Below are 26893 nucleotides of genomic sequence, written 5' to 3'. Positions count from 1 at the left end.
TGAAGCAACGTCTGTTCGCATCCCTTAGTAGTCAACGCCCTGCCGCGCGAGCATTCCGCGCTGAAACGCGTGCTTGATTTCGCGCATCTCGGTAACCGTATCGGCGCGGTCAATAATCGATTGGGGCGCGCCGCGTCCGGTCATAATCAGCGTCGTGGCGACGGGACGCGCGTCCATCAAGTCCAACACACTCTCGGTCGTAATCAGGCTCAGTGAAATGGCGACGAAGATCTCGTCCAGCAACACGAGTTGATAGCTGCCCGACGCCAACTTCTGCTTGGCGAAGGCCAGCGCGTCGCGCGCCGCCTGTTCGTGTTCCTCGCGCGGGAGCTTGTCATCGATAATGCCGACGAAGCCCTTGCCCATGCGATGAAACTCAACTTCCGGCTCAAGCCGGCGAATCGATTTCAATTCGCCGTACATCCAGCTGCCCTTAATAAACTGCACGATCAAGCAGCGGTGACCATAGCCGACCGCGCGCAACACCGTGCCGAGCGCGGCAGTCGTCTTGCCCTTGCCGTCACCGGTGTTGACCAGCACCAGTCCCTTGGATTCGACCTGCTCAACCATGATATCCGAATCATCCCCGTTTGCCTTGTACCCCGTTCAGATCGACGGGCCGATGTCCGTCAATCGGACTCCTCAGCCGGACTCTATGTAACCCGGCGATCGCAGACTCGGTTCCCGCCCGGCGAATTTAGTATGCTTTCGAAAACACGACTCGCTGCGGGGAGTCCTTTCCGGTCAGCATACACTTGCCCTGTTCCTTCGGAACATCGATTGGAATCACGCGCAGGGTGGCCTTGGTCTCTTCCTGGACTCGCTTCTCGTCCTCGGTGCCGCCCGCCCAGTGGCACAGCGCGAAGCCTTCATCCGCTGCCACGTATTCCTTGAACTCGTCGTAGCTGTTGACTTCCTTCGTATTCTCAGCAAGCCGTTTCCGGGCCGCGGCGAGCAGTTCCGCTTGAATGGTGTTGAGCAGACCGGGGATTTCCTGTGCAGCCCGCTCCAGCGGCAGGGTGAGCTTCTCGCGCGTATTGCGCTTCGTGGCGACGAGCTGCCCGCTTTCGAGATCGCGCGGTCCCAGTTCGATCCGCAGCGGATAGCCGAAAAGTTCGGCCTCCGCGAACTTGAAACCGGGGGTGACGTTGTCGCGATCATCGACTTTGACGGCCACGCCTGCCTTGCGCAGATCGGCTACGACCCCCAGCAATTCATTCATCACCTTGCTGGAGTCATCGTTCTTGCGGATTATCGGAATTGCAATTACCGGTACTTGCGCGAGCTTGGGCGGAATCACCATACCGTCGTCGTCCGCGTGCGACATGATAAGGGCGCCGACCAAACGGGTCGAGACTCCCCACGAGGTCGCGTACACGTACTCCAGTTCGTTCCTGACATTTTGAAAGGTCACGTCAAACGCCTTCGCGAAATTCTGTCCAAGATTGTGCGACGTGCCCGCCTGTAGCGCCTTCTTGTCCTGCATCATGGCTTCAATGCAGTACGTCCGCACGGCGCCGGGAAACTTCTGTCCTTCGCTTTTCAGCCCATGAATCACGGGCACTGCCATATAGTCCTCGGCAAAGGTCCGATAGACGCCGAGCATCTTGAGCGTCTCCGTTTCGGCCTCGTCGGCGGAGGCGTGCGCGGTGTGCCCCTCCTGCCAGAGGAACTCCGCCGTGCGCAGAAACAGGCGCGTCCGCATTTCCCAGCGGTAAACGTTCGCCCATTGGTTGATGAGCAACGGCAGATCGCGATAACTCTGAATCCAGTTCTTATACATCGCCCAGATCACCGTCTCGGATGTCGGGCGGATCACATACGCTTCGTCGAGTTTGCCTTTCGGACGCAAACCGGATTCGCCCTCGACGCGCTGCAATCCCGAATGCGTCACGACGGCGCATTCGAGCGCGAAACCGTCAACGTGTTCGGCTTCCTTTTCGAGATACGACTGCGGAATCAGGAGCGGGAAATACGCGTTGACGTGCCCGGTCTCCTTGAACATGCGGTCGAGATTCTGTTGAATGGCCTCCCAGATCGAATAGCCGTTGGGGCGGATGACCATGCAGCCCTTAACGGGCGCGTAGTCGGCGAGCTTGGCCTCGCGCACGAGATCAACATACCACTGATTGTAATCCTGCGCGCGCGGGGTGATGTTCTTTGCCATGGATGCGGATTGCGGTTCCTGATGAATACTTGCTATTTCAGCGTGATCAATTCCTCGGCCAACTCAATCGCTTCGGAGTCCAACGGCGATAACAGCGAGTCCCGTTCGCCCGCCAGCAGATATTGGTTGTTGCGGATGTCCTTTTGAATAAACAGGAGCTCTCCCTTGCGCTTGAGCACGAGTTCCCGGATTTCAGCCTTGTGCCGGCTCGCGCTCTGCTTCCATTCGTTCAATTGCTCGCGGACTTCGCCCGCGCGCAATGCCTGCCGGTTCAGAAAGCGATCGTCGAATTGGGAGTCGCGAATCCGCCGCGGCGGCGCCGGCCTGGACTCGGGCGCAGGGGCGGGTGTCGTCTGCACGGATTCACGGGGGCCGCAACCGGCAGCAAACACCACGAAGGCGAAGCCCGAAAGCAGCCAAACGGGAAGGCGCGATCGCATTAATCCGCTTGTGAGGCGATAATCGCACCGGCGGCGGCGGACGAGACGATCATACCCGCGATGTAAAACGTCTTGTGCGAATTCTTCCAGCCCGCGCGATAGCCGTTTCTGAAACCGCTGTTAAACTCTTCCTCCGCCACAACCGGCGGCTTGGCGGGATGTCGCGGTTCCACTTTCCAGGGCAACCACAGCAACGGAACATTGCCGAACCCCGCGAAGAACCAACCGACCTTGCCGGAGTGCTTGTCGCCGACTTTGACGCCTTCTTGCCAGCCCTGCTCATGGAGTCCCATGACGCGCGGTTGCGCCTTGGAGATGTCCACCGGCTTCACCGGCTCCTGAGCGGACGCCTGCGGCGCGCTGGTCGAAATCAGAACGGCGAACAGTAGCGAAAGGGTGATGCTCTTCATAGTCCCTCCCGGATGCGGGATTTACGCCCGGCCCAAGTAGTGAATGGCGTGCCCGTACGCGGCGGCCGCGGCCTCCATGACCGCCTCGCTCAGCGTGGGATGCGCGTGAATCGTGTTGAACAAGTCCGCGGCTCTTGCTCCCAGTGCGCGGGCGGTGCAGAGTTCGGCGATCATCTCCGTCGCGTCGTTACCGACGATATGTGCGCCGAGCAATCGGTCATCCTGCTCGGCGAAAATCAACTTCACGAATCCGTCGGTGTGTCCCGTGGCATTGGCTTTGCCCGAGGCCATGAACGGAAACTTGCCGATCTTGACGGCGAGTCCCTGCTCCTTGCATTTCTCTTCGGTCAGACCCACGCTCGCCACCTGCGGCTGGCAGTAGGTACATGACGGAATGTTTCCGTAGTCGATCACGTGCGGCTGCTGTCCGGCGATGGCTTCGACGCACACCATACCCTCGTGTGAGGCCACGTGCGCAAGCTGCGGCGGACCGATCACATCGCCGATGGCATAGTACCCGGGGACATTTGTGCGGTAGAACTCGTCAACCTTAATGAACCCGCGCTCCGATCCGACGCCGGTTTGTTCGAATCCCCAGTCATCCAGATTCGCGCGAAACCCGATCGCCACCAAACATGCGTCGCCGCCAAATTCCTTCGTTCCCGCGTCATTGGCTGTCGTCACGGTCACTCGTTCGCCGGTGCGTACAATCGACTGGACCCGCGTCGATACATGAATTTCGACCCCCAGCTTCTTGAACGCCCGGGCGACCGCTTGACTGCACTCAACGTCTTCAACCGGCAGTATGCGTGGCAACATCTCGATCACGGTAACCTTCGTGCCCAATGCCGCGTAGAAGTAAGCGAACTCGATTCCAATCGCCCCGGCCCCGATAATGATCAACTCGGCGGGCTGCGCCGGAAGTGACATCGCCTCCTTGAACGTAATCACGCGCTCGCGGTCAACCGTCACGTTCGGCAGATTGCGATTCGCGCTGCCGGTGGCGATGATGACGTGCGTTCCGCGGACCCGGTCAATCACGGTTGACGGATTGCCTGCCTCGAATACTTCAACCGTTCGTTCTCCGGTCAATCGGAATCGCCCGTGCGGCCGATGAATGCCAAGTTTCTTGACGATGAACTCGACTCCCGACGAATTCTTCGCCGAGACGTCGCGGGACCGCTTGATGATTTTCGCCCAGTCCATGCCTTGCAGCGGAGCATGGATCCCCAGCTCTGGAACCAGATGTTTGAGATCCTGCACATATTCCGCCGTCTTAAGCAAAGCTTTTGACGGGATACAGCCCCAGTTGACGCAGATTCCACCGAGTGGCTGCTCATCCGCAACGCAGGCTTTTAGACCGAGCTGAGCCGCCCGAATTGCCGCAACATAGCCTCCGGGGCCTCCCCCCAGCACCAGCAGATCGAAATCCCTCACCGAGTCACTCATGTAACCAATTGTTCATAGAAAAGTTACGGTGCGATCTCGGACAGACCGCACCCAATGGAATATAGCAAAGGCTTGCGAAACCCGCAAGCCTATGTTCTATCGGAGTTTTGCGCCCGAGGTCGATCCGCCGCAGGTTATGCCTCAGAGTACAAGGCTACGTTCGTGTTCCTGTACCTCCAGCCATTTCTCGGCATCGATTGCCGCCATACATCCGGCGCCCGCGGCCGTCACCGCCTGCCGGTACTTGTGATCGTGCACGTCACCCGCGACGAACAAGCCGGGAATATCGGTGTAGGACGAGTCGGGATGGTGGAGCAAGTATCCGGCTTCGTCAGTCTTGAGCACGTCGCGGACGATCTTCGTATTCGGTTCGTGTCCAATGGCGACAAAAAAACCGTCGCAGGCCACATCAGACAGGCTGCCGGATTGAATATTCTTCACTCTGCAACCCGTTACTTTGGCCGCCGCCGCATCGGACAGTACTTCGGTGACGACCGAGTTGTACAAGATCTCGACTTTCGGATTGTTGAGCACGCGGTCCTGCATAATTTTCGACGCGCGGAAAGCGTCACGGCGGTGAATCAAAATGACCTTTGACGCGTGACGGGTCAGGTAATTTGCCTCTTCCATCGCCGTATCTCCGCCGCCAATGACGGTCACGACCTTGTCGCGGAAAAAGAAGCCGTCGCAAGTCGCGCAGGCGGAGACGCCCTTGCCCTGCAACTTCTGTTCCGAGTCAAGACCAAGCCACTTCGCCGATGCACCGGAAGCGACGATCACCGCTTCCGCGAGCACGTATTCGCCGGAATCGAGGTTGATCTTGAACGGTCGTTTCGTGACATCAAGCGAACTGACGATGTCATCGATAAACGTGGTCCCGAACCGCTCTGCCTGTTTGTGGAATAACTCCATCAGTTCCGGGCCCATAATTCCGTCCGGGAAACCGGGGTAGTTCTCCACGTCGCTGGTGATCATCAATTGACCGCCAGGTTGCAGTCCTTCGATAACCACCGGCTTCAGATTCGCCCGGCCGGCGTAAATGGCGGCGGTCAGTCCCGCGGGTCCCGAACCAATAATGACAACTTGCTGTACAGCTTTTTCGGACACGGCAATTCCCTTGATCTGCGTTTCGCGGCCTGAGCATGGCCGTCGTAGTTTTGTCTTGAATTGTACTCGGTTGGCTCCGGGAGGTTCCCGGCGGACCGGATGATCGGGTCAGTTTGGCGAATTCCTGAATCTTGCGGCGAGCGTTTCCAGCCCTTCGACATATCCTTGTCCGCCTTTGCCGACTACGCTCCTGAAGCAGACATCGGCGATCAGCGACCGGCGGCGAAATTCTTCGCGCTGCGCGATATCTGATAGGTGCACTTCGATCGCCGGAATCCGCACGGCACTCAACGCATCGCGGATGGCAACTGACGTATGCGTAAATCCTCCGGGATTTAAGATGATCCCGTCCGCCCAATGTCGCGCCTGCTGAATGAGCGCGACCAGCTCTCCCTCGTGATTGGACTGCCTGCACAGCACCTCCAATCCGAGCGCGGCGCCCGCCTCCACGCACAATCGCTCCAAATCGTCGAGCGTCCCCGTTCCATACACCGCAGGCTCGCGCGAGCCCAGCAGATTGAGATTGGGACCCTGGATGACCAGGACACGCGGGCTGGCATGTTCATCCGCCGCCGCCTCACCATAAGCGGCGATGCCGCACAGCCACTCTGCGGTGGCGCTCACGAGCCGGGCCGGGACGTCATCGGTTACGATCGCTCGTCCGGGCTGACGGAGCAGCACGCAGTGAATCCGCCCCGCAGCGACTTTCTTATCGCGGGTCAAAGCATCGACGATCGCTTCCGCATCGAGCTGCGCGCGTGGCACGGGGATTCTCGCGATGAAATCGTCGATCTCGACCGCGATCGCATCCGGCAACAATCCATGCTGATTGGAAATGCGAACCGCAGCGCGCAATCCAAGCATCACGGCCTCTCCATGCCGGTACCATCGATAGTTCGTGGCGGTCTCGATGGCGTGCGCGAACGTATGACCAAGATTGAGTACGCGCCGCGGACCGGATTCCCGTTCATCGCGGGAGACGATGTCGGCCTTCGCGCGCGCCGTAGTCTCAATGACCCAGTGTCGGTCATGCGCACTCCACTTTCGCAGGTCCAATTCCCGCGCGGCGAGCCGACTCCAGAAGTCTCCACCGGTAATCAGCGCGCTCTTCACGATTTCCGCCGCTCCGCTGACCCACTCCCGCATCGGCAGCGTATCGAGCGCCGCGAGCGGCGCCAACACTGCGGCGGGTTGATGAAACGAGCCGATCATATTCTTGGCCAGCGCATGATCCACCCCGGTCTTGCCGCCGATCGCCGCGTCAACCATGCCCATCAGTGTCGTCGGCACGGCAATCCAACGCACCCCTCGCTGATAGATGGCCGCGGCGAAACCGGCGATATCGGTAGTCACACCCCCACCCAATCCGATAATGAGCTCATCCCGCGCAAATCGCGCGTCCACGAGCTGATCCAGCATTCGCTCGACGGTGCGTAAGCTTTTGCTTGCCTCGCCCGGCGAAAACGTGAGCGTCAGCGTCTCAAACGACGCGGCTTGCAGACTCGCGGTGAGCGGGGCAGCATACAGCAGGGCCACACGCTCGTCAGAGATAATACAGACACGCGAGGGTCGCGTGTTGACAAGTTCCGCGACCTCTCCGGCCACCCAATCCATACCGCGCGGCGCGATCTTGATCGGAATGTCCCCGGCGGCTGTCCGTAGGATTATCGGAGTCGAGCCCGTCACTTCAATATCCGTTCAGAAATCTGTTTTACAACCTGCTCCAGACTCGATGTGGTCCCGGACCAGACGACGACGTGTGCGCTTTCATACGTCGCGCGCCGCGCCCGCCAAAGTGCTTCGAGCTTTCGCCGAATATCGTCTCCGCTGACGAGTCCTTCAACCAGCGGGCGGCCACTCGCGGTTCCCAGCCGCCGGCACAACACTTCAATTGGGGCTGCCAGATAGACCAGCACGCCGCGATCACGGACAAGTTCAAGATTGTGCGGAGCGATCAGTGTCCCCCCGCCCAATGCAATGACGGCTTCGGTTCGCTCGAGTGCAGTTTCCAAGGCGGCCGTTTCAACCGCACGAAACGCGGATTCGCCACGGCTGCTGAAGATCTCCGGAATGGTCAGCTTGGCTTGCTCAACGATCAGCTCGTCCAGGTCGCAAAATGGCCTTGCCATCACCCGCGCAAGCTCGCGCCCCGCACTGGATTTGCCGGAACCCGGCATTCCAGTAAGGAAGACTATACCCATGGCGATGGCGGCGTGGCGTTCAGGTGTGCGCGAATTTCGTCCATGGAATCTCCGCCGAACTTCTCCAGGAACGGATTCACCAGGGCGAGCAGCGCCATCGCTTCCCCGACAATGGCCGCGGCGGGCACCGCGCAAACGTCACTGCGCTCGCGCAAGGCCGTTACCGGCTCACCTGTCGCAAGATCGACGGAATCCAGCGGCCGCCCCAAGGTGGACAGCGGCTTCATGGCAACTCGGATGCGCAGCGGCTCACCGTTGGTCATCCCGCCCTCGGTTCCCCCCGCGTTATTCGTCTGTCGCTCAACTTCGCGCAGCTCACCGGGAAACAGTCGATCGTGGACTTCGCTGCCGGGATGACTTGCCACATCGAAGCCCATGCCGAAGCCGACCGCCTTCATCGCATGAATCGACATCATGGCGCCCGCGAGAATACCGTCCAGCCGCTTGTCATAATGAGAGAAGCTGCCGATCCCTACCGGCAACCCGGTCACAACCACTTCAAACACACCGCCCAGCGTGTCTCCCTGCGCTTTCGCATCGTCAATCGCCTCGATCATGCGCGCCCCGGCCGCCGCGTCGAGGCAACGAACAGGACTTGCATCCGCGTCGCGATTGAGCTCCGACACCGTGCGTTCGCCCTGGGAGCAGTTGGCGGCCACCGGGCCGATTTGAATCACGTGGCTGCCGACCTCGATCCCCAACTCGCGGAAGAACTTGCGGCCAATCGCCGCCAGCGCGACGCGCGTCGTGGTCTCGCGCGCAGAGGAGCGCTCGATCACATTGCGGATATCACTATGACGGTACTTTAACGAACCCGCCCAGTCCGCGTGACCCGGACGCGGACTCGTAAGCGGCGGAACTCGCTCGCCGTCCGGAGGCGTATCCGCGCGCATTCGCGAAGTCCAATTGGGCCAGTCCCGGTTTTCGATGAGCAGTGCAATCGGCGAACCCATGGTGAGTCCGTACCGCACGCCAGTCAGAATCTGCGCGTGATCTTGCTCGATCTTCATGCGGTCGCCACGACCGTAGCCATGTTGACGGCGCTTGAGATCAACGGCAATCTCCGATTCGGAAATCGCCAGTCCGGCCGGCATTCCTTCCAGAATCCCGACCAGGCACCTCCCGTGACTTTCTCCGGCGGTAAGAAATTGGATCATCTTGGCGAGAATTCGGGTAACAGTTCAAGCATGGCCTTTTCGAGCGCGAAGCGGACCCCGGTCCAGATCTCAAACGCCGCGGCCGCCTGCGCGATCAACATCGGCAGTCCATTCATCGTCTGCGCTCCGCACTCGCGCGCCTGACGCAGGAATTCAGTTTCCCGCGGGGCGTAGATCAAATCCATGACCGCGGTAGCGGAATCGATCGGAAGCATGCGCGGTACCGGAGTCCCGGGCTGATTGACGCTGCCGATGGGAGTTGCCTGAATCATCAGGTCATAACCGTCGCCGCTTATGCAGTCATTCAACGGCACGACCCGCAGGCCCGAGAACGCCAAGTGTTGCAGCGTGCTCTCCGCTCTGGTCGTATCGCGGGCCGCCACGGTAACTTCTCGGACACCGCGTCGTTCCAATTCGAGCAACGTCGCACGCGCGGCACCGCCGCCGCCGATCACCAGCACCCGGCGGCATGGCGGACGATTTTTCAGGAGCAGATCAAGCGCAAAACCGAACCCTGAGCTGTCCGTATTATCGCCGATCAGTCGATTGCCACTCCAATAGGCGGTATTCACGGCACCAATCCGCGATGCGTCAGCACTGAGTTCATGACAGAGTCCGGCGACTACGGTCTTGTACGGCACGGTGACATTCAGCCCGTCAAGCGATTTCACATGAGTCCACATGAATACGGCGACATCGCTCTCCGCAAGCGAACAGCTTTCGTACGACCCCGCAAGCCCCGCCTCCCGCAGAGCCCAGTCGAAAATCCGCGGGCTCAGGCTGTAAGCAATCTGCTGTCCCAGCAAACCGAACCGAAAATACTTCTCACTCATTGATGCGGACCGATCCCGGCACCAGCGCCCGCATGTGCTCCCAGAATTCCGGATATGAAACGGAAACACAGTGCGCATCGTCGATGATCGTTTCGCCGGTTGCCCATAATCCCGCAACCGCGAACGCCATGGCAATGCGATGATCGCCTGCGGCCCTGATTCGCGCTCCGTGCAACCGCCCGCCCCCAATCACGGCAAACCCGTCACTCCAATCCCTGACGTCGGCACCCATCGCGCGCAAATTCTCGACGATCAACGCCAGCCGGTCGGACTCCTTGACACGCAGTTCGCCCACGTCATGAAATTCACTGCGTCCCGCGAGCGTTGCGGCCAACACGGACAACACGGGAATCTCATCAATTACTTGCGAAGCGTTCGCGTTTTCGATACCGAGCGGCGTGAGCGTCGCCTGTTGCACGTGCAGGTCGCAAACGTCCTCGCCACCCTGCTTGCGCGGAGCTGTGGCGGTAATCCCGGCGCCGCACACCCGCAACATCGAGACATATTGATTTCGGCCGCGATTCGCCAGCACGCCGTGCAACCGGATTTTGGAATCCGGAATCAGATTGGCGGCACAAATCCAGAACGCAGCGGACGAAGGATCGCCTGGCACCTCGCCGCGCAAGCGGGCGGCGGGAAACGCCACTCCTCCGTGCGCACACAACCATCCTTCCGGATCGGGGGCGATCTCAAGCAATCGTTCGGTATGATCTCGACTCGGTGCCGGCTCTCGATAGTACGTTTCGCCGGTGGCGCGCAGTCCGGCCAGCAGTACCGCCGATTTGACCTGTGCGCTCGCGACCGGAGCTTCGTATCGAATGCCGGTAAGATCAGCCCCGGTGATTCTCGCCGGCAGGTGACCGTCGGTAAGCTCGATCTGCGCGCCCATGCGGCGCAACGGCTCAGCCACCCGATTCATCGGGCGCCGCGACAAGGACTCATCGCCGACGAGCTCGAACTTGCCATCGCATCCGGCCAGCAATCCCATGAGCAACCGCGCAGTCGTACCCGAATTGCCGCAATCGAGCCGAACTCGCTTGTTATCGGCCGTCCCGCCGATCAACACTTCGTTACCGTTGCGCTTAACGCGTTTGCCCATCTCACTTAGACATGTCAGCGACGTCGCGCAATCATCGCCACTGCCGTAGTTCGCAATCCGGACTTCCTCGTCCGTGAGCAAAGTGAACAGTGCCCGACGGTGCGAGATCGACTTGTCGCCCGGAAGTGACAGCACTCCGCGGAGTGGAGAGCATGCGGGTGTGATTCGCGCCTGACTCAGCGGAGGACTCCTCGCGGCACCGTCGCGCGGCCTGTGTGCTTTCCGTTCGCGCTCACTGTCTCGGGATTCATCCTAACTGCTTGTAATCCTGTTGTCTGGCCGTGCCACTCTCGGCGGTCGGAAACTTTTGGGCTGCACGCGGCGTTTATGCAGCAATTGCCTGACGAACGCTGAACTTACTCTGAATCAAACCGGGATCCAACGCGAATGCAATCGGGAATCGTAGTACTGCTGGGCATGATGCTCTTCGCAATTTCAAGTTGCGGAAGTGGTTCACCGCATCGCGTGCCGTTTCCCTTCTCGCGTGTCGCCGATGAGACGAATTCACCAAAGGATACGACCGGCATGTCGAGAATCCAGTTGCCGACGGACCGAGTGGGAGCCCCACGATTCCCGCGCGAATTCGCGTGGGTGAATACTGACAGGCCGCTGCGGCTTGATGAGGAGCTGAAGGGCAGTGTCGTAGTGCTCGATTTCTGGACCTATTGCTGCATCAACTGCATGCACATCCTCCCGGACCTCGCGTACATTGAGCACAAATATGCCGGGCGTCCGGTCGTCGTGATCGGAGTTCACTCCGCCAAGTTCGACAACGAGGGTGATGAAAGAAATATCCTGCAGGCCTGCCAGCGGTACAACATCGGTCATCCGGTGATCGTCGATCAGGATCACGAGATTTGGTCGGCCTATTCCGTGCGCTCGTGGCCGACGCTGATGATCATCGATCCCGCGGGCAAGGTAGTCGGTGCGCTCTCGGGCGAAGGCAATCGGGAAGTGCTCGATCAGGTCGTGGCGGCGCTGCTGGTGGAAGCGAAATCCAACGGAACGTTGGCCAGCGCTCCCCCTGCATTTGAGCGCAAGTCACGCGTTCCCGCCACCTCGGGACTCGCGTTTCCGGGCAAAGTACTCGCCGACCCGCTCGGTCGGTTCCTGTTCATCTCGGATTCGAACCACGACCGAATTATCATCGCAACTCCGCAGGGCCGTGTGATCTCTGTGGCGGGATCCGGAGTTCGCGGAAATGCGGACGGTCCATTCGCCTCCGCGCAGTTCCACAACCCGCAAGGTGTGGCCTTCGACGGCGATCACTTGCTCTACGTCGCCGACACGGACAACCATCTCATCCGCAAGCTCGATTTGACAGCGAAGATCGTGGAGACGATCTCGGGAACGGGCGAGCAGGTGTATGATCGAGTCGGCGGCCAGCGCGGCCGCGCGCAGGGCCTGAATAGTCCCTGGGACCTTGCGCTCGTGGACAGCGCGCTCTACATCGCGATGGCCGGACCGCACCAGCTTTGGCGGCTCGATCTCGGGTCGGGAATCGCGGAAGTCTGGGCCGGTTCGGGCCGCGAGGACCTCGACGATGGAACCGGCACCTATGCCGCGCTGGCGCAGCCGTCCGGTATCGTCCGCAAGGGCGACTGGCTCTACTTCGTTGACAGTGAAGTCAGCGCGCTGCGCAAGGTTAGTTTGCAAAGTCGCGAGGTCGTCACGCTGATCGGCACCGGACTCTTCGACTTCGGTGATCGCGACGGGACGCTCAGTACCGCGCTCTTGCAGCATCCGTTGGGCGTAACCGTTCACGGAGACGACATCTTGATCGCCGACACCTACAATCACAAGATCCGCCGGGTCAACGAACCGGCCCGGAAGGTCACCTCGCTTGTCGGTGGCGGCGCGCCGCTTGAGATCGCATCTGCTGAAGGCATGCTCAACTTGTACGAACCCGGCGGGTTAAGTTCGCTGGGAGATACGCTCTACATCGCGGACACGAATCACGATCGCATCGTCGCCTTCAGCGTCAAGGACGGTTCGTGGTCCGAACTCCGACTGACCGGGCTGCAAAGCACGCTGGCGAAGAGCCTGAGTGCGGATACTCTTCCTGTCACCGATCATGCATTCAGACCGGGCAGTGACCTCTTGGTGCGATTCGAGCCGCGATTCGAGCCGGGTATTCACCTGAATCCGGAAGCTCCCCTCAACTTCGCGATCACGTCCGAAAGCTCGACCGACTCCGCCATCGAAGGCTTGGCGACGAGCGGAACGCTGCCGGTAGAGGTCAGGCTGCCCGCGGCGTTGTTAACTGCCGGGGGCACTCTTCATGCGATGCTTTCGCTGGCCTACTGCACGGATGGCAATGCCGGATCGTGCGTCCCGGTTACGTTGGGTTGGAGAATTCGTTTGAATCCGGACGGCCACGGCCCGGATTCAATCACGCTCAGCGAACGGGTCACCGCCCTGAAATAGTCGCTCGGCTTCCGCTTCTCACTCGGCCATTCCCTGACTCCGGGATTCGGCGAGAATTCCGACACTGGCGCTGGCGCCGATGCGCGTCGCGCCCGCGGCAATCATCGCCGTGGCATCCGCAAATGTGCGAATGCCACCCGCTGCTTTGACACCTACGCCGGCGGGCAGCGCGATCGCGCTCATCAATTTCACATCAGCCACGGTCGCTCCGGCGGCCGCGAATCCGGTCGAGGTCTTGACGAAATCGGCGCGCGCGTGCACGGCCAGACTGCACGCCAGCCGTTTCTCTTCGTCGGTCAGCAGCGCGCATTCAATAATCACCTTGAGCCGCGCGGCCGCCGCGTGACAATCTTCGGCAAGTGCTCGAATCTCGGCTTCAACGTCGTTCGCCTTTCCCGCCTTTAGCCCGCCGATCCAGATCACCATATCGATCTCCCGCGCGCCATGAACAATCGCCTGCTGGCATTCGCTGAGCTTGCTCGCGGTCGTGGATGCGCCGAGCGGAAACCCGACGACAGTGCAGACCGTTGCGGGACAGTCTGCGAGCAGGTGTACGGCCATTTGCGCATAAACCGGATTGACACAGACGGCCGCAAACCCGTAGTCGCGGGTCTCACGGCACAACTGTTCAATATTTGCCGGAGTGGTCTCCGGTTTCAGTGCTGTGTGGTCGAAGTACCGGGCGAATTCGCGCAGGTTCACGCTGAAAGATGCTCGCGGATTGATGAGAAGTTTCAACCCTTAGTATAGCACCTCCGCGGCAAAATTGCAATACCACAATCAACGGCCCGCCACACCCTGAGTGTGGCGGGCCGCGCTCGTCGGACCCTCCGGTTCGCAAGCTATCTTGAAATCGAGTTGGCTGCAAATTTCGGCATGGCAAGGTGGCTTGAGCCGCTTGACATTCAGCTTGGACAACGGGCTGCAGCCGCGTTGCCGCGCCGTTCTGCTATTGCTGGATAGGCTCTAAGTCCGGTCCTCTGTCACAGGGGTGGGTTCACAGACCGGCAGGCCGTACAGCCGATCCTCCATCGGCTTGACGTGTTTCTCGTAGCATTGCGGACAAATGGAATGCGAGAAGAAGAGCTGTTCGGCGCGTTCAGCAATGTAGTGCTCGATCTGCTGCCAGAAGTCGCCGTCATTGCGCACGTTCTTGCAATAGGCGCAGATCGGCAAGAACCCCTGCAAGCGTTCCACGTGAGCCGTAGCCTCTTCGAGCTCGGAAATCCGTTTGGCCAGTGAGTGTTGTAGATTCAGGATTCGCTCGGCGTTGCGCAGTCGCAGCCGGAGTTCCTCGCGGTGAAAGGGCTTGGCAAGAAAGTCGTCAACGCCGGCCTCCATCGCTTCCAACACGTCCTCCTTGCGGTTCTTGGCGCTTACCATGACGACAAACGTGTATTCGCCGTCTTCGTATTCGCGGATTCGCTTGCAGAGGGTGATCCCATCAAGCTCCGGCATTAGCCAGTCGGTCAGCACAAGATCCGGCTTCTGGCGCACGAATTCCCGCAGCGCGTCCGCGCCGTTGGCCACCGCGGTAACCTCGCATCCGAAGCGCTCCAACATCGCCTGCAGCACCTTGCGCGAGAAGCGGTCGTCCTCGACCAGCAATACGTACATTATCCGACCTCCTGAATTTCCCGCTGGATGACTTCGCGAACGGCACCGAACTCCGCGGCGATGGCGTCGATCGCTGCCGCGCCGTCAGTACACTGCAGCCTTCGTACGCTGTCGTCCACTGTCGCGCACAGCGCAGCCAGGTCCTCCGCTCCGACAGTCAGCGCGGCGCCCTTCATGGAGTGCGCGATCTGACCGGCGGTCTCCCAGTCCGTGGCCGTGGCCGCCGCTTGCAGCTTCCGCACTCGCTCCTCGCCGTCACTCAGCATCATTTGCGCAAGCTCCCGAATGAACTCGGGATCCCCCATCCCGGCCTCGCTTAGTCGCTCCCTGTTAAATCTCATCACCGCCTCCCGGACGTAAGCTCAATAAAGTAGGGCAAACTGCGCCCACTGGTGTCGGAGGTTAATTGCAAGAAGCAAGCCCGCACAGCCGGCCGCAGTCAGCCTGCATACCAACCGGCGCGGGTTCAACTTGAACTCGCCATAACAGCGTACGGCTACTGCGCGGCAGCGGCGCAGGCGATCGCGCAAGCGCGGCAATGAAGAAGGCGAGCCGCGAAGCCCGCCTGATTCGCTCAACCGTCAAAGATCATCAGCGAACACTGCTCAACTTGATTCCGCCCTTTGCCTTGGCGCGGATTGCGTCAAGCAGTTGATCATAAGAATCCGAGAACTTCTTGACACCATCTTCGATCAAGTCAGTGGTGATCCGCTGCACATCGATGCCGGCCGCAGCCAAGTCGGACAACGTCTGCTCGGCCGTCGCGAGGTTGCGCAAGAGCGACGCCTCCGGTCGGCCATGGTCCTTCCAAGCATCAAGCGTCCCCGGAGGTACCGTGTTGACCGTATCCTTGGCGACCAGTTCCTGCACATAAAGCGTATCGGGATAGGCTGGATTCTTGGTCGATGTGCTGGCCCATAACGGGCGCTGGACCTGCGCTCCCGCAGCGGCCAATTTCTGCCAGCGCTCGCTCAGCGTAACATTCAGGAAATGCCGGTAGGCCAGGCAGGCGTTGGCGATCGCGGTCTTAGCACCGAGGTCCGCGCGTCCACGTTCAGCCAATTGCTTGTCCGCGACGTTATCAACCCGGCTCACAAAGAAACTGGCCACGGAAGCGACGCGCGAGGCGTCGAACCCGCGTCCCACACGATATTCAATGGCATCGACAAAGCTCTCAAGCACGCTTCGATATTGCTCGAGGGAGAAGATCAGTGTGACGTTGATGTTCAACCCTTCGGCCAGCAGCGCGCGGATCGCCGGGATTCCCTCTTTCGTGGCCGGCACCTTAATCATCAGATTCGGACGGCTGACCGCCTTCCAGAGGTGCTGCGCCTCGCGAATCGTATCCTCAGTTTCGTGCGCGAGCCGCGGCGAGACCTCCAGACTCACGAAACCGTCCGTTCCGTTGGATTCATCCCAGACCGCACGCAACGCATCCGCTGCCGAGCTGATGTCGGCCACGGCGAGTTGTTCAAAAATTCTCTGTGCATCCCACTCATGTTCGACGCCCAACTGGACTTCGCGATCATAGTCCGCGCTGCCTGCGATGGCCTGCTGAAAAATCGTGGGGTTTGAGGTCAATCCGCGCAACCCGTCCGCTACCAGTCGGTCGAGATCGCCGGACTCGATGAGCCGGCGGCTGATGTAATCCAGCCAAATGGACTGCCCGTGTTTCCATGTGGCTTCGATGATCGGGTGTTTCATGGTGCTCCCAGCCGTAGTGGTGAACGGTCAGTAGTTGACCGCAAGGACTCACGAAGTGAGGCCGTTCAGTGTTGCCCGGCCTCGATCTCAAGAATCTTGTTTAAACGCCGCACATGCCGTTCCAGTTTCGAGAATGTGGCGGAGAGAAAGGCCGCGCAGACTTCCTTGGCCAGCTCGCTGCCGATGATTCGCGCTCCGAGGCAGAGCACGTTAAGGTCGTCATCTTCCACGCCCTGCCTCGCCGAGAAGGTATCATGACAGACCGCGGCGCGCACGCCCTTGACCTTATTCGCGGCCACACTGGCACCCACCCCGCTGCCGCAGATCACGAGACCGCGCGCGACGGACCCATCTGCCACGGCATGCCCTACCACTCGCGCGAAGTCCGGGTAATCCACCGCCGCGGTCGAATCAGTGCCGACATCCAGCAGCTCATGCCCCTGCGCTTGCAGCCACGGTTTCAGCGTGGACTTGAGATCGAACCCGGCGTGATCACAGCCGATGGCGAGCTTCACGCGACGGCCTCCGCACTCCGTTTGGCGCGTTGGCGAACCGCCAGCGCGCGCTGGTAAACATGCTCTGCGGTGAAGCCGAACTTCTCGAACAGCAGCTCGGCGGGCGCCGAAGCGCCAAAGCGATCGAGGCCGATCACGTCGCCGTCGAGTCCGGCATATTTCCACCAACCGCACGTCGCGCCCGCTTCGATCGCCAGCCGCGCGCGGACTCGCGGCGGCAATACCTGCTCACGATACGCCGGTGATTGCAGATCAAATATTTCGAGACACGGCATCGACACGACGCGCGTGGGAATCCCCTCGACTTCCAGTTTCAATCGCGTGTTCAACGCCAGCGAGACTTCGCTTCCGCTGGCCATCAGGACTACCTCGGGATCCGCTCCGCTTGCCTCCGCCAGGATGTAACCGCCGCGATCGACCTTCAGTTCGCCGTAGATCGCGGGATCAAGAATCGGCAAGTTCTGGCGCGTCAGGATCAGCGTGGACGGTCCGTGCGTGCGTTCAATAGCGAGTTGCCAACATAACGTGGTTTCATTCGCGTCGCCCGGCCGGAATACGAACAGGTTCGGCGTGGCCCGCATGTGGGACAGGTGCTCGACGGGTTGATGTGTGGGACCGTCTTCGCCGAGCCCGATGCTGTCATGCGTGAAGACGTAGATCACAGGCAAGTCCGAGATCGCGGCGACACGCACCGCCGGCTTCAGATAGTCAAGAAAGCACAGGAATGTCGCGCCGAACGGAATGTACGGCGCGGACAAGGCGATGCCGTTCAGAATCGCTCCCATTCCGTGCTCGCGAATGCCGAATCGGATGTTCCGCCCGGCATACACACCCTTCTGAAAATCGCCTTGCCCTTCGAGGTACGTGAGGTTTGATTCGACAAGATCTGCGCTGCCGCCGATCATGTTGGGCAGAATCGCGGCCAGCGAATGCATGCATTTCTCCGAGGCCTTCCGCGTGGCCAGCGGTTTGTCCGCGGCCGTCCAGCGCGGCAATCGGCTGGTCCAACCGGCGGGTAGCTCACGCCTCCAGAACGCATCCCACCGCGCGCTCCAGGCCGCATCGGCGCGCGCCGCGGACAACCTTGTATTCCAGTCCTCCTGCCGTTGCTTGCCTGACGTCAGCGCCGCTCCGAAGTGCTTGAAAGCTTCATTCGGTACGTGGAAAGACCTGTCCTCTGGCCAACCCAGATTCCGTTTCGTCAAGACAACCTCTTCGTCGCCGAGCGGCGCGCCATGCACCTTCGACGTGCCGGCCTTGTTCGGCGAGCCATATCCAATGGTCGTGCGACAGCGAATGAGCGTGGGCCGCGTCGTTTCGCGGACGCCCGCCTGCACCGCCGCGTCCACGGCCTCGACATCGAGACCGTCACACTCGAGCACGTGCCAGCCGTACGCTTCAAAGCGTTTCATCACATCTTCCGTGAACGAGATCTCGGTGCTGCCGTCGATCGTGATGCGATTATCGTCATAAAGCAGCGTGATTGAACCCAGTCCGAGGTGGCCTGCAATCGAGGCGGCCTCCGCCGACACTCCTTCCATCAAATCGCCATCCGAACAAATCCCGAAAATTCGATAGTCTATCAATTCGCGATCCGACCGATTGAACGTCGCCGCGAGATTCTCGCGGGCAATCGCCATCCCCACGATGTTGCCGACACCCTGTCCGAGCGGTCCCGTGGTCGCCTCAACCCCCGGAGTCAAATTGGATTCCGGATGACCCGGCGTCTTGCTTTCCCACTGGCGGAATGCCTGAATCTGCTCCATCGGCAAATCATAGCCGGTCAAGTGCAACATCGAGTACAGCAGCATCGAGCCGTGTCCCGCTGAGAGCACAAAGCGATCTCTATTCACCCATTTCGGATCAGCCGGGTTATGCCGCAGATGACGTGTCCACACGGCATAGGCCATCGCCGCGCAGCCCAGCGGAAGACCGGGGTGGCCGGACTTGGCCTTTTGAACGCCGTCCACCGACAGCATGCGAATGGTATTGATACAGAGGTCGTCCAGCCCAGATGCCATAATAAGCTCCAGCGTGTTTCAGCTCTATGTGCAGCGATGTTTCGGAATCAGAGAATCGGCCATTGCAAGGAGCGGGCCACAGGCGAGGAACGGGTGGCCCGTCGCTGGGCGGAGAGGATGTCCGAAGGGCGACGAAGTATGACCTCCGTCGCCCTTCATTCATGGTTCAGACATGCATGCGATCGTGCCGGGGCAAGAAGCTTGGCTTACTTCATCAACAGCATCTTGCGCATCAGCACCTGATCGGGTGCGGTGAGTCGCAATAGATACATGCCGGTCGGGCAGTCACTGCAATCCCACATCACCGAATGAACACCGGGCTCAACCGCTCCCTCCACAATCGTGGTCACGAGCCGCCCGGTCAGGTCGTAGATTTCGATCTTCACATCCGACACCCGCGGCACGCCGAAGCGAATCGTCGTGGACGGATTGAACGGATTCGGGAAGTTCTGGTCCATGAAATACTCGGTCGGAACCAGTCCGGCTCCCGGTTCATCGGCACCCAGCGTCCCAAGAATTACGAACGTCTCGGTCAGCAGCACATCCACACGACCGCCGCGGACGCTGACGATTCGCAACCGGTTATTGTCGGTCGTGTCCTGTGTCCAGGGCACCTGAATGTTGACCTGACCGGCCGATCCCGGCAACGTATCCACGACGACAAACTCGCCGCCGTTCAAGGACAGGTACACGGTGTCCGCATCGACTCCGATACAATGAGCCAGGGCCACGGTCAGGGTTTCGAGCGACGTCACCGAATCCGGCACGCCTTGCGGCAGTCTCAGCAACGGAAGTGCGTTGCCCGTCGCGCTATTGCTGACCGGACCTTCTCCGCACAAGTTGTAGGCGGTCACCTGATAGGTGTGCGTCACGGCATCGTCGATGGCGGTGTCCGCCAGTTGCGTTGCCGTTACGGTGTCAAGACGCGACCCGTCACGGAACACAATGTAACCCGTCGGAGCCGGACTCACGCCATTCCACAATACGTTGATCTGATCGCAGACCGCGTTGCTCGTGCGGCATTGCGTCGGAGCCGCAGGCGCCGCAAGCCGCGTGCCTGTGTTCTGCGCGCTGGCGTTACCCGGACCGCAGTCGTTGCTGCGCGCGCGCACCGTGAACGCCGCCGTGAAGCCCGAGGCAGGCTGATAGGCGAATCGCGTACCCGGTGCCGCCACCTGTCCGATCGAATCAACTCCGGCAAAGACGACGTACCAGTCCACGTCGCCGGTCGCCACGTTCCACGTGACTACAATACTGTCGCAGCGGTCGTCCGTTGCGGCCACACCCGTCGGCGCCCCGGGATTGACTAAACGCGTACCGTTGTCAACCCCGGATGTATCCGCGTCGCCGCAGAGATTGGCGGCAATCACGCTGTAAGGATAACTCGCACCCGCGGCTGCGCCGGAATCCGTATAGCCCGAACTGTCGCCGGAAACAGACACCAGCGGCGCGGAATTCCGCAGGACCCGGTACTGCGTTGCACCGGCCGACTGCGTCCACGTGACCCGGATGAACGAGCAGTTGTTCTCCGTTGCACTGATCGCCGGAACGATCGGCGGAGCGCCGAGCCGCGTGCCGCTGTCGCAGTTTCCCGGCGGCGGTGATTCACCGCAACTGTTCTTCGCCCGCACACAGTAGTTGTAGGTCCCCGGAGGCGGTGTATCCGTAAAGGTCACGGCCGGGAACTGAATGACTCCGACGCGTGTCCCATCGCGGTAGATGACAAAACTATCCGCGGGCACCGTGGACCACGTGATCGTAACGCTGGCGCACAGGTTGTCCGTCGCCACCACGTTGGTGGGGCCGGTGGCCGGAGCGCTGAGGCGCGTGCTCGGCACGGGTCCGGCGACTCCGCCGCCGGTCGGACACGCATAGAGCGAAACCACGCGATATTGGGCCGTACCCGTGCGCGCCGACGCATCGATGTATTGCGTCGCATTGGCCGGCAGCACCGGACCGATGTTCACGCCATCGCGCGTGACCTGATAGCCCGTTTCATCGACAATGTCCGTCCACCTCACCGTATCGGCGGTGCATGACGGAATCACGAGCAATCCGGTCACCGCACCCGGTACCGGAATCGGCGACCATTCGTCACACACCTGCGCGCTCGTGCCGCACGCGTTGGCGGCCTCCACGCAGTAGGTATGCGGCGCGCCGCCCGCATTCAAATCCGCATAGGCCCAGATATTCTGCGCCACCGAATCGATGACCACACCGTCGCGGTAGATTCGGTACCACGCTTCCGACGCCACATCGCCCCAGCTGATCATCGCGCCGCTGCAGGTGCTGTCCGCGATCACAAACCCCGGAGCATCCGGGATCGGAACTCGCGCACCGGTTCCCGCTTCAGAAATCGGCCCGTCGCCGCAGGCATTCGACGCCATCACAGTATAGTTATGGACCGCTCCGGCCGGGAAGGGATCGAGGAACTCCGTGGTATTAGCCGCCAGATTGTCCGCCACCAGATCAACTCCATCGCGCACGACGTCGTAGGTCAGCTCGTCAGGCAAGTCATCCCACGTAACCAGAATGCCGTCGCAACGATCGCCGGTTGCCTGCACGTTCCCTACTTGCTGCGGCGTATCGACGACACGTCCGGACACTCCCGCGTGAATGCCGTCACCGCAACTGTTCCTACCGTACACTTCGTAATCGTAAGTTGCCGGGGCTAACGTCGTGTCGGTGAATCCGGTCGAATTTGCCGGAATCGTATCGATCGGCGAGCCTTCCCGCACCACTACATAATCAGTCTCAGTGGTGAGATCATCCCAACTCAGCACGATGTGCTCACAATCGTCCTGGCTCGCCGCGAGATTGGTCACCGCGGGCGGCACCGCAAGTCGGGTTCCTTCCACGGTATCCGCCAATCCGCCGTTCCCGCACTGATTGATCGCCGCTACGGAATAGAAGTGGTTTCCGGCCGTCGCGCCCGCATCCAAATACTGCTGCACACCCGGCAGCACCGGATCGCCGACCGTATTGAAATCGCGGTACACCTGATACGATGTCGCATTCGCGCCATCACTCCAGCTCACCAGCACACCGTCGCAGCGGTCGGCGGTCGCCGCCAATGCGGTCGCGGGCAACGCGCCGCTGAGCGCGCTGCCGTTGTCGCTGACGGTACTCGGACTGGCGCCACAGGGGTTAAACCCGACCACGTAGTAACTCAGTACGGTTTCATCACCGGCAACTTCGTAGGTGACGGTGTCGGCATCCAGCGTATCGATGATCACATTGTCACGGTACACATAGTAGCCGGACTCATCGGCGATGTCCGTCCACGTCAGCGTGACCAGGAAGCACTGGTCGTCAGTCGCGGAGAAACTCGTCACGTTGCCGGGTAGATTGGCCCGCGCACCGGATGCCGCCACGGAAAACTCACCCACACCGCAAATATTTGACGCCGAAATCCGATAGCTGTGTGCCACGCCGCGGACGACGTCGCCGTCGAGATAGGTCGCGACATCGACGGTCGTGAGCGAATCACCGTCGCGTTCAATCAGGTACGCGGACACCCCGACGATGGCCGTCCAGTTAAGCAAAATGCCATCACAATCGTCGTTGGATGCTGCCAGGCCTGCGACTTGTCCCGGCGTCGGCAGCCGCAGACCTGTGATCGGGTTGGAGCGCTCCGTCTCGCCGCAAGCGGTGCTGAACGCCGAGACTTCATAGGAATACTCGACACCCGGAACTGCCGTAGTGTCATTGTAACTGATCGCCAGCGCGTCCGTCGAATCGATCAGCGCGTTGTCGCGATAGATTCGATAACCTTCCACCGCGCCGGTCGAAGCCACCCAATTGAGCAGGACCCCGTCACACACATCCACGCTGGCCGTCAGACTGCTCGGAGGAGTGGCCCCCGACAGACGAGTTCCGTTGTCCGGAACCGACAGCGGCCCCAATCCGCAAACGAGGTCATTGGCACAGACCATGTATTCGTAAGTCACGCCCGCGGTCGCGGTCAGATCAACATATAGCGTGGTGCCCAAATCGACAAAGGCCAGGAATCCGCCGTCGCGGTCAACCCGGTAGTTGTCGAAATTGCCCACCGCGGCATCCCAGGTCACCGTCACATTCTCGCAGCTTGCATCCGTCGCCGCCACATTCTGCACTTGCGGCGGAACCGGCTGACGCGTTCCGGTCAATTCACCGCTGGTCGCATCGCCGCACAGCTCCGAATGGGAACGCACCGCATAATCGTGATCTCCGTCTGACACACCCGTGTCATCGAAGGATCCGGTCAGCGCATTCACACTGCCGATATCTTCGCCATCGCGCACCACGATGTAGCTATCGATCGCGCCCGTGCCGAACGTCCACTCAACGTGGATTTCGGTGCAACGGTCGATAGTCGCCGCTGTCATCACGGGTGCCGTCGGTGCGACGGCCAGCGTGCCCACGACCGGACCTGCCGCCGCTCCCTCGCCGCACTCCGTGGAAATCGCCACCACCGTGTAATCATAGGATCCGGCCGGCGGAACATCCGCCAGGCGGAAGGTCGTGCTGTTCATCAACCCGATCTCGGAACCGTCACGCAGCACGCTGTAATTGTCCACATCACCCGACGCGGCCGTCCACGTCACGATCACGGAATCACAACGTGTCGTGGTCGCGGCGAGGTCGCCGGCCGTCCCTGTGGCCGCTACACGGGTCCCGAGCGCCCCCTCGCTTTCCCCCGTCCCACCGCAATCGCTACTGATGGCCTCGACGGTGTAGGAAGAGCTGCCGTCCGGTGCGGAATCGTCAACATACGTCGTGTCGGTCACGTTATTAGCGATGATCGATCCCTCGCGCCGGACTGTGTACCAATCGGCATCGCCCATCGCGGGATCCCAGTTCAGTACCACACCCGTGCAGAGCGTCGATGAAGCCACTAAGCCCGTCGGAATCGACGGCAGCTCAAGCAACGTTTCGGTATCGAAATTCGAGGCATCCGATTCTCCGCAGGCATTCACGGCTCTCACAAAATACGTATGCGGTCCCGGGTCCGCGCCCTCATCGGAGTAGGTAGTGGCCGGTGTGTTAACCGAATCGACCAGAATGCCATCGCGCCAAATGCGAATCACGGTCGCGCCTGCCGGGTTCGTCCAGGACAGATCGATCGTGGCGCAGTTTCCGCTCACGGCGTCAAACGCCGTCGGCGCCGCCGGAGTGGTCAATCGCGCGGCAGCTACGGCGCTCGTCGTATCGCCGTTGCCGCAGGCATTGGTGGCGAACACGCGGTAGTCGTGCGAGTCGGTGTCATTCGGGCCGTGCGTGAACGTCGTTGCCGCCGTGCTGCCCAACGACGCACCATCTTTCAACACGGTATAGCTTGCCCCATTCGCCGCCGCCGTCCACGTCAACGTAATCGAATCACAATCGGCAGCCGCCTGCAGGTTCGTCGTCGTGCCCGCGATCGGCGCACGGCCTCCGGAATCCACTGTCGATACCGATCCCTCGCCGCAAGCATTGTAGCCCACCACCGTATAGCCATACGTCGTGTTCGGCGCGGCCGTGAGATCGTCAAACGTTATCACGTCAGTCAACGTCCGACCGATGCGCACGCCATTGCGCCGAATCTGGAAGCTGTCCTCGCCCACGATATTAAACCAGGTCACGGTGACCAACGTGCAGTTGCCACCCGTCGCCGCCACTCCCGTGGGGGCCACCAGACCCGTCCCGCGCGTTCCCGTCGCCGAGGCCGACACCGGCCCCGGTCCACATAGATTGTACGCGACAACCGTGTAAGCGTAGGGCGTTCCGGGAACCGCTGTCAAGTCCTGAAAGCTGGTCACCGAACCGATGGTCGAACCGATCCGGGTTCCCTCGCGGCGAACTTGGAAACTATCGACTCCGGCCTGCGTATTCCATGTCACCGTGACATTCGAGCAGTTGCTCACACCCGTGGCCGCGACCCCCTGCGGAGCATTAGGCGCCGCCCGCCGCGAACCACTGTCACCTGTGGGAACCGTTCCTGCACCACAATTGTTGACGGCGATCACCCGGTAGGTGTAGGACTGTCCGGCGGTGCCGGTCCCGTCAGCATAGCGCGTGACATTCGCCGCCGTGGTCGTGAGCAAGTTTCCGTCTCGCGTAACCTGATAGCCGGTCTCTCCGGCCGTATCCGTCCATGTAACGATCGTCGAATCGCAGCGCAGCGCGTCCTCGGCCTGAATCCCGGTCACGACCCCCAGCGTCGAAATCCGCGATCCGTTATTGTATGCCGCATTCGGACTGTTGCCGCACCCATTCACCGCCACCACATAGTAACGATAGACGACACCCGTGCTTCCGGTAGCATCCTCATAGGTCGTGTCGTTTTGAGCATTGGTGCCCAACAGAACGTCACCCAATCCATCGTTGTTCTGCCGGCGCACTTGATAGCTGGTCTCCCCCGTCACGTCCCGCCATACGATCGAGGTCGTGGGCCCGCACAAGCTATCCGTCGCGCTGACAGCTTGCGGCTGCGCGGGATTGTCATTGGCATGCCCGCTGTCCGGCAATGACGGATCGCCTTCACCACACGTCGGACTCCGGCCGACAATCGTGTACGCGGCGCGGGTCGGAGCACTGGCCCCCGTATAATGGAACGTGCGCGGCCCCGGAACTCCCGTCGCCTGCAATGCGCCGATGCGAACATTATTGCGCTTCACCAGAAATGAATCGACACCGAGGTTGCTGTTGTAAGTGAAGCTAATCGTCACGGTATCGCACTTGGTGCCGTCAGTTGCGAGTACCCCCGTGGCGACCGTCGGTAAAGGGGGTCGGGTCCCTCCATCCACCGCGCGCGACGAGCGCGCCGAATCCCCCGCGCCGCAGCCGCGGCGAGCCTCTACACCATACTCATACGTCGCGCCCGAGGACGCGGTATTATCAACAAAACTGAAATTGTCCGGCCCGACGGTCGTGCGCAGCGTTCTGCCGATTACCGCCCCGTCGCGGTACACGAAGAACGAGTCAATCAGAACCACACTGTCGGGATAAGACCACGTGACCTCTACCGCTGTGCACACCGTGTCCGAGGCCGCCATCCCGATCACGGATTGCGGCTGTGGACAACCTGCACATGGTTCGTTGATGCAGGTCCACCCGGTGGTCGGGGGTTCCTGAATCCCGGAGACCATCGTTACCGGATCGCTCTGCCACTGCACACCCCCGTAGCAGACCCGGAAGAAATATATAGGGGGGGTAGGAAGCGTCAAGCAGGAATTGAAGGTCGCTTCCGAATAGAAAAAGCCCGGCATTGCCAACAGGCGTTCGCCGTTCATTTCCAGCGAAAGGCGGTCGCAATCGTTGGCGCTATCCGGCGGTGTGACCCCGCAGATCGGCGGCGGCGGGTCGTCGGCGTCAGGTCCATTGGAATCATTGTCCCAGAAGATCAGCACAGGTGTGCCGTCCGGAATCGGAACATCGCCCCCGCACGTCGTGGTCAGCATCGTCTCAAGGTTATAGACAATGGCCGCAAACGGCTGCGCCGAGGCCATCTGGCTCAAGAGGAGCAGGGCCAGCAGGATCAGAATACTTCGCATCTTCATCGTGAACACTCCTTATCCGCTTGAGTCATCCGGGCCGAACCGTCCGTTGGGGTAACCGGATAGCGAGGAAACTGTCGGTGAGATTCCGGGGTATTAGGCTCGAGGAGCCAAGGCGCCCGCGACCCCCGTATATCGCCGGGCCGGACGCGTCCCAATTCGTTAGTCATTGACACAGGAAAAAACCCAGGTTAAGCTATTGAAATGAATTCGTTTTCAGTGTTAAATT

At 60.8% G+C, this 26893-nt stretch carries 19 protein-coding genes; 1 reads left to right on the top strand and 18 read right to left on the bottom strand.

Going from position 1 to position 26893, the window contains the following annotated elements; all coding sequences use genetic code 11:
- Window positions 1-24: 24 nt before the first annotated feature.
- The 11 genes from cobO to aroA form a co-directional block, all read right to left on the bottom strand.
- Entirely contained in the window at window positions 25-570 is a 546-nt protein-coding gene (gene cobO / locus HZB60_00740) for a cob(I)yrinic acid a,c-diamide adenosyltransferase (protein MBI5058287.1), read from the bottom strand.
- Between the two features lie 127 nt (window positions 571-697).
- Window positions 698-2167, bottom strand: coding sequence for a proline--tRNA ligase (locus tag HZB60_00735; GenBank protein ID MBI5058286.1), 1470 nt, complete (start codon window positions 2165-2167; stop codon window positions 698-700).
- A gap of 32 nt (window positions 2168-2199) precedes the next feature.
- On the bottom strand, window positions 2200-2607 hold the full coding sequence (locus tag HZB60_00730) for a hypothetical protein (protein ID MBI5058285.1): 408 nt from the start codon (window positions 2605-2607) through the stop codon (window positions 2200-2202).
- Window positions 2607-3017, bottom strand: coding sequence for a hypothetical protein (locus tag HZB60_00725; protein ID MBI5058284.1), 411 nt, complete (start codon window positions 3015-3017; stop codon window positions 2607-2609). The genes HZB60_00730 and HZB60_00725 overlap by 1 nt, the downstream gene beginning before the upstream one ends.
- A 21-nt stretch (window positions 3018-3038) precedes the next feature.
- Entirely contained in the window at window positions 3039-4466 is a 1428-nt protein-coding gene (gene lpdA, locus HZB60_00720; GenBank protein MBI5058283.1) for a dihydrolipoyl dehydrogenase, read from the bottom strand.
- A gap of 141 nt (window positions 4467-4607) precedes the next feature.
- Window positions 4608-5579, bottom strand: coding sequence for a thioredoxin-disulfide reductase (gene trxB, locus HZB60_00715; protein MBI5058282.1), 972 nt, complete (start codon window positions 5577-5579; stop codon window positions 4608-4610).
- 102 nt (window positions 5580-5681) lie between these two features.
- Complete coding sequence (aroB, locus tag HZB60_00710) at window positions 5682-7259, bottom strand: 3-dehydroquinate synthase (protein MBI5058281.1); 1578 nt, start codon at window positions 7257-7259, stop codon at window positions 5682-5684.
- Window positions 7256-7774, bottom strand: coding sequence for a shikimate kinase (locus HZB60_00705; GenBank protein MBI5058280.1), 519 nt, complete (start codon window positions 7772-7774; stop codon window positions 7256-7258). Before HZB60_00705 ends, aroB begins: the two co-directional genes overlap by 4 nt.
- Window positions 7765-8928, bottom strand: coding sequence for a chorismate synthase (gene aroC, locus HZB60_00700; protein ID MBI5058279.1), 1164 nt, complete (start codon window positions 8926-8928; stop codon window positions 7765-7767). The genes HZB60_00705 and aroC overlap by 10 nt, the downstream gene beginning before the upstream one ends.
- Complete coding sequence (locus HZB60_00695; protein ID MBI5058278.1) at window positions 8928-9764, bottom strand: shikimate dehydrogenase; 837 nt, start codon at window positions 9762-9764, stop codon at window positions 8928-8930. Before HZB60_00695 ends, aroC begins: the two co-directional genes overlap by 1 nt.
- The gene (gene aroA, locus HZB60_00690) at window positions 9757-11043 is read right to left on the bottom strand and encodes a 3-phosphoshikimate 1-carboxyvinyltransferase (GenBank protein MBI5058277.1); all 1287 of its coding nucleotides are present in this window, start codon (window positions 11041-11043) and stop codon (window positions 9757-9759) included. The genes HZB60_00695 and aroA overlap by 8 nt, the downstream gene beginning before the upstream one ends.
- 354 nt (window positions 11044-11397) lie before the next feature.
- On the opposite strand from aroA, the gene HZB60_00685 reads away from it, so the two are divergent.
- Window positions 11398-13290 (top strand): redoxin domain-containing protein, encoded by a 1893-nt coding sequence (locus tag HZB60_00685; protein MBI5058276.1) that lies wholly within the window; start codon window positions 11398-11400, stop codon window positions 13288-13290.
- Between the two features lie 18 nt (window positions 13291-13308).
- Here the strand turns inward: HZB60_00685 and deoC are convergent, their stop codons facing one another.
- The 7 genes from deoC to HZB60_00650 all read right to left on the bottom strand — a co-directional run bounded on the left by deoC (window position 13309) and on the right by HZB60_00650 (window position 26667).
- A complete protein-coding gene (gene deoC / locus HZB60_00680; protein ID MBI5058275.1) occupies window positions 13309-13992 on the bottom strand; it encodes a deoxyribose-phosphate aldolase in 684 nt (227 codons plus the stop codon).
- A gap of 264 nt (window positions 13993-14256) precedes the next feature.
- The gene (locus tag HZB60_00675; protein MBI5058274.1) at window positions 14257-14907 is read right to left on the bottom strand and encodes a response regulator; all 651 of its coding nucleotides are present in this window, start codon (window positions 14905-14907) and stop codon (window positions 14257-14259) included.
- Window positions 14907-15248 carry an Hpt domain-containing protein gene (locus HZB60_00670; GenBank protein MBI5058273.1) on the bottom strand — a complete coding sequence of 114 codons (342 nt, stop codon included), beginning with the start codon at window positions 15246-15248 and terminating at the stop codon, window positions 14907-14909. Before HZB60_00670 ends, HZB60_00675 begins: the two co-directional genes overlap by 1 nt.
- A 250-nt stretch (window positions 15249-15498) precedes the next feature.
- Window positions 15499-16611 carry a transaldolase gene (tal, locus tag HZB60_00665; protein ID MBI5058272.1) on the bottom strand — a complete coding sequence of 371 codons (1113 nt, stop codon included), beginning with the start codon at window positions 16609-16611 and terminating at the stop codon, window positions 15499-15501.
- A gap of 65 nt (window positions 16612-16676) precedes the next feature.
- Window positions 16677-17126 carry a ribose 5-phosphate isomerase B gene (rpiB, locus tag HZB60_00660; protein ID MBI5058271.1) on the bottom strand — a complete coding sequence of 150 codons (450 nt, stop codon included), beginning with the start codon at window positions 17124-17126 and terminating at the stop codon, window positions 16677-16679.
- Window positions 17123-19147 carry a transketolase gene (gene tkt / locus HZB60_00655; GenBank protein ID MBI5058270.1) on the bottom strand — a complete coding sequence of 675 codons (2025 nt, stop codon included), beginning with the start codon at window positions 19145-19147 and terminating at the stop codon, window positions 17123-17125. The genes rpiB and tkt overlap by 4 nt, the downstream gene beginning before the upstream one ends.
- Before the next feature lie 206 nt (window positions 19148-19353).
- Complete coding sequence (locus HZB60_00650) at window positions 19354-26667, bottom strand: T9SS type A sorting domain-containing protein (protein ID MBI5058269.1); 7314 nt, start codon at window positions 26665-26667, stop codon at window positions 19354-19356.
- Between the last annotated feature and the right edge of the window lie 226 nt (window positions 26668-26893).

It is taken from the genome of candidate division KSB1 bacterium, from assembly GCA_016214895.1.
Taxonomy (GTDB): domain Bacteria; phylum Electryoneota; class RPQS01; order RPQS01; family RPQS01; genus JACRMR01.
Note: the sequence above shows the minus strand (reverse complement) of the source record. Positions and strands in the feature narration are given on the sequence as shown.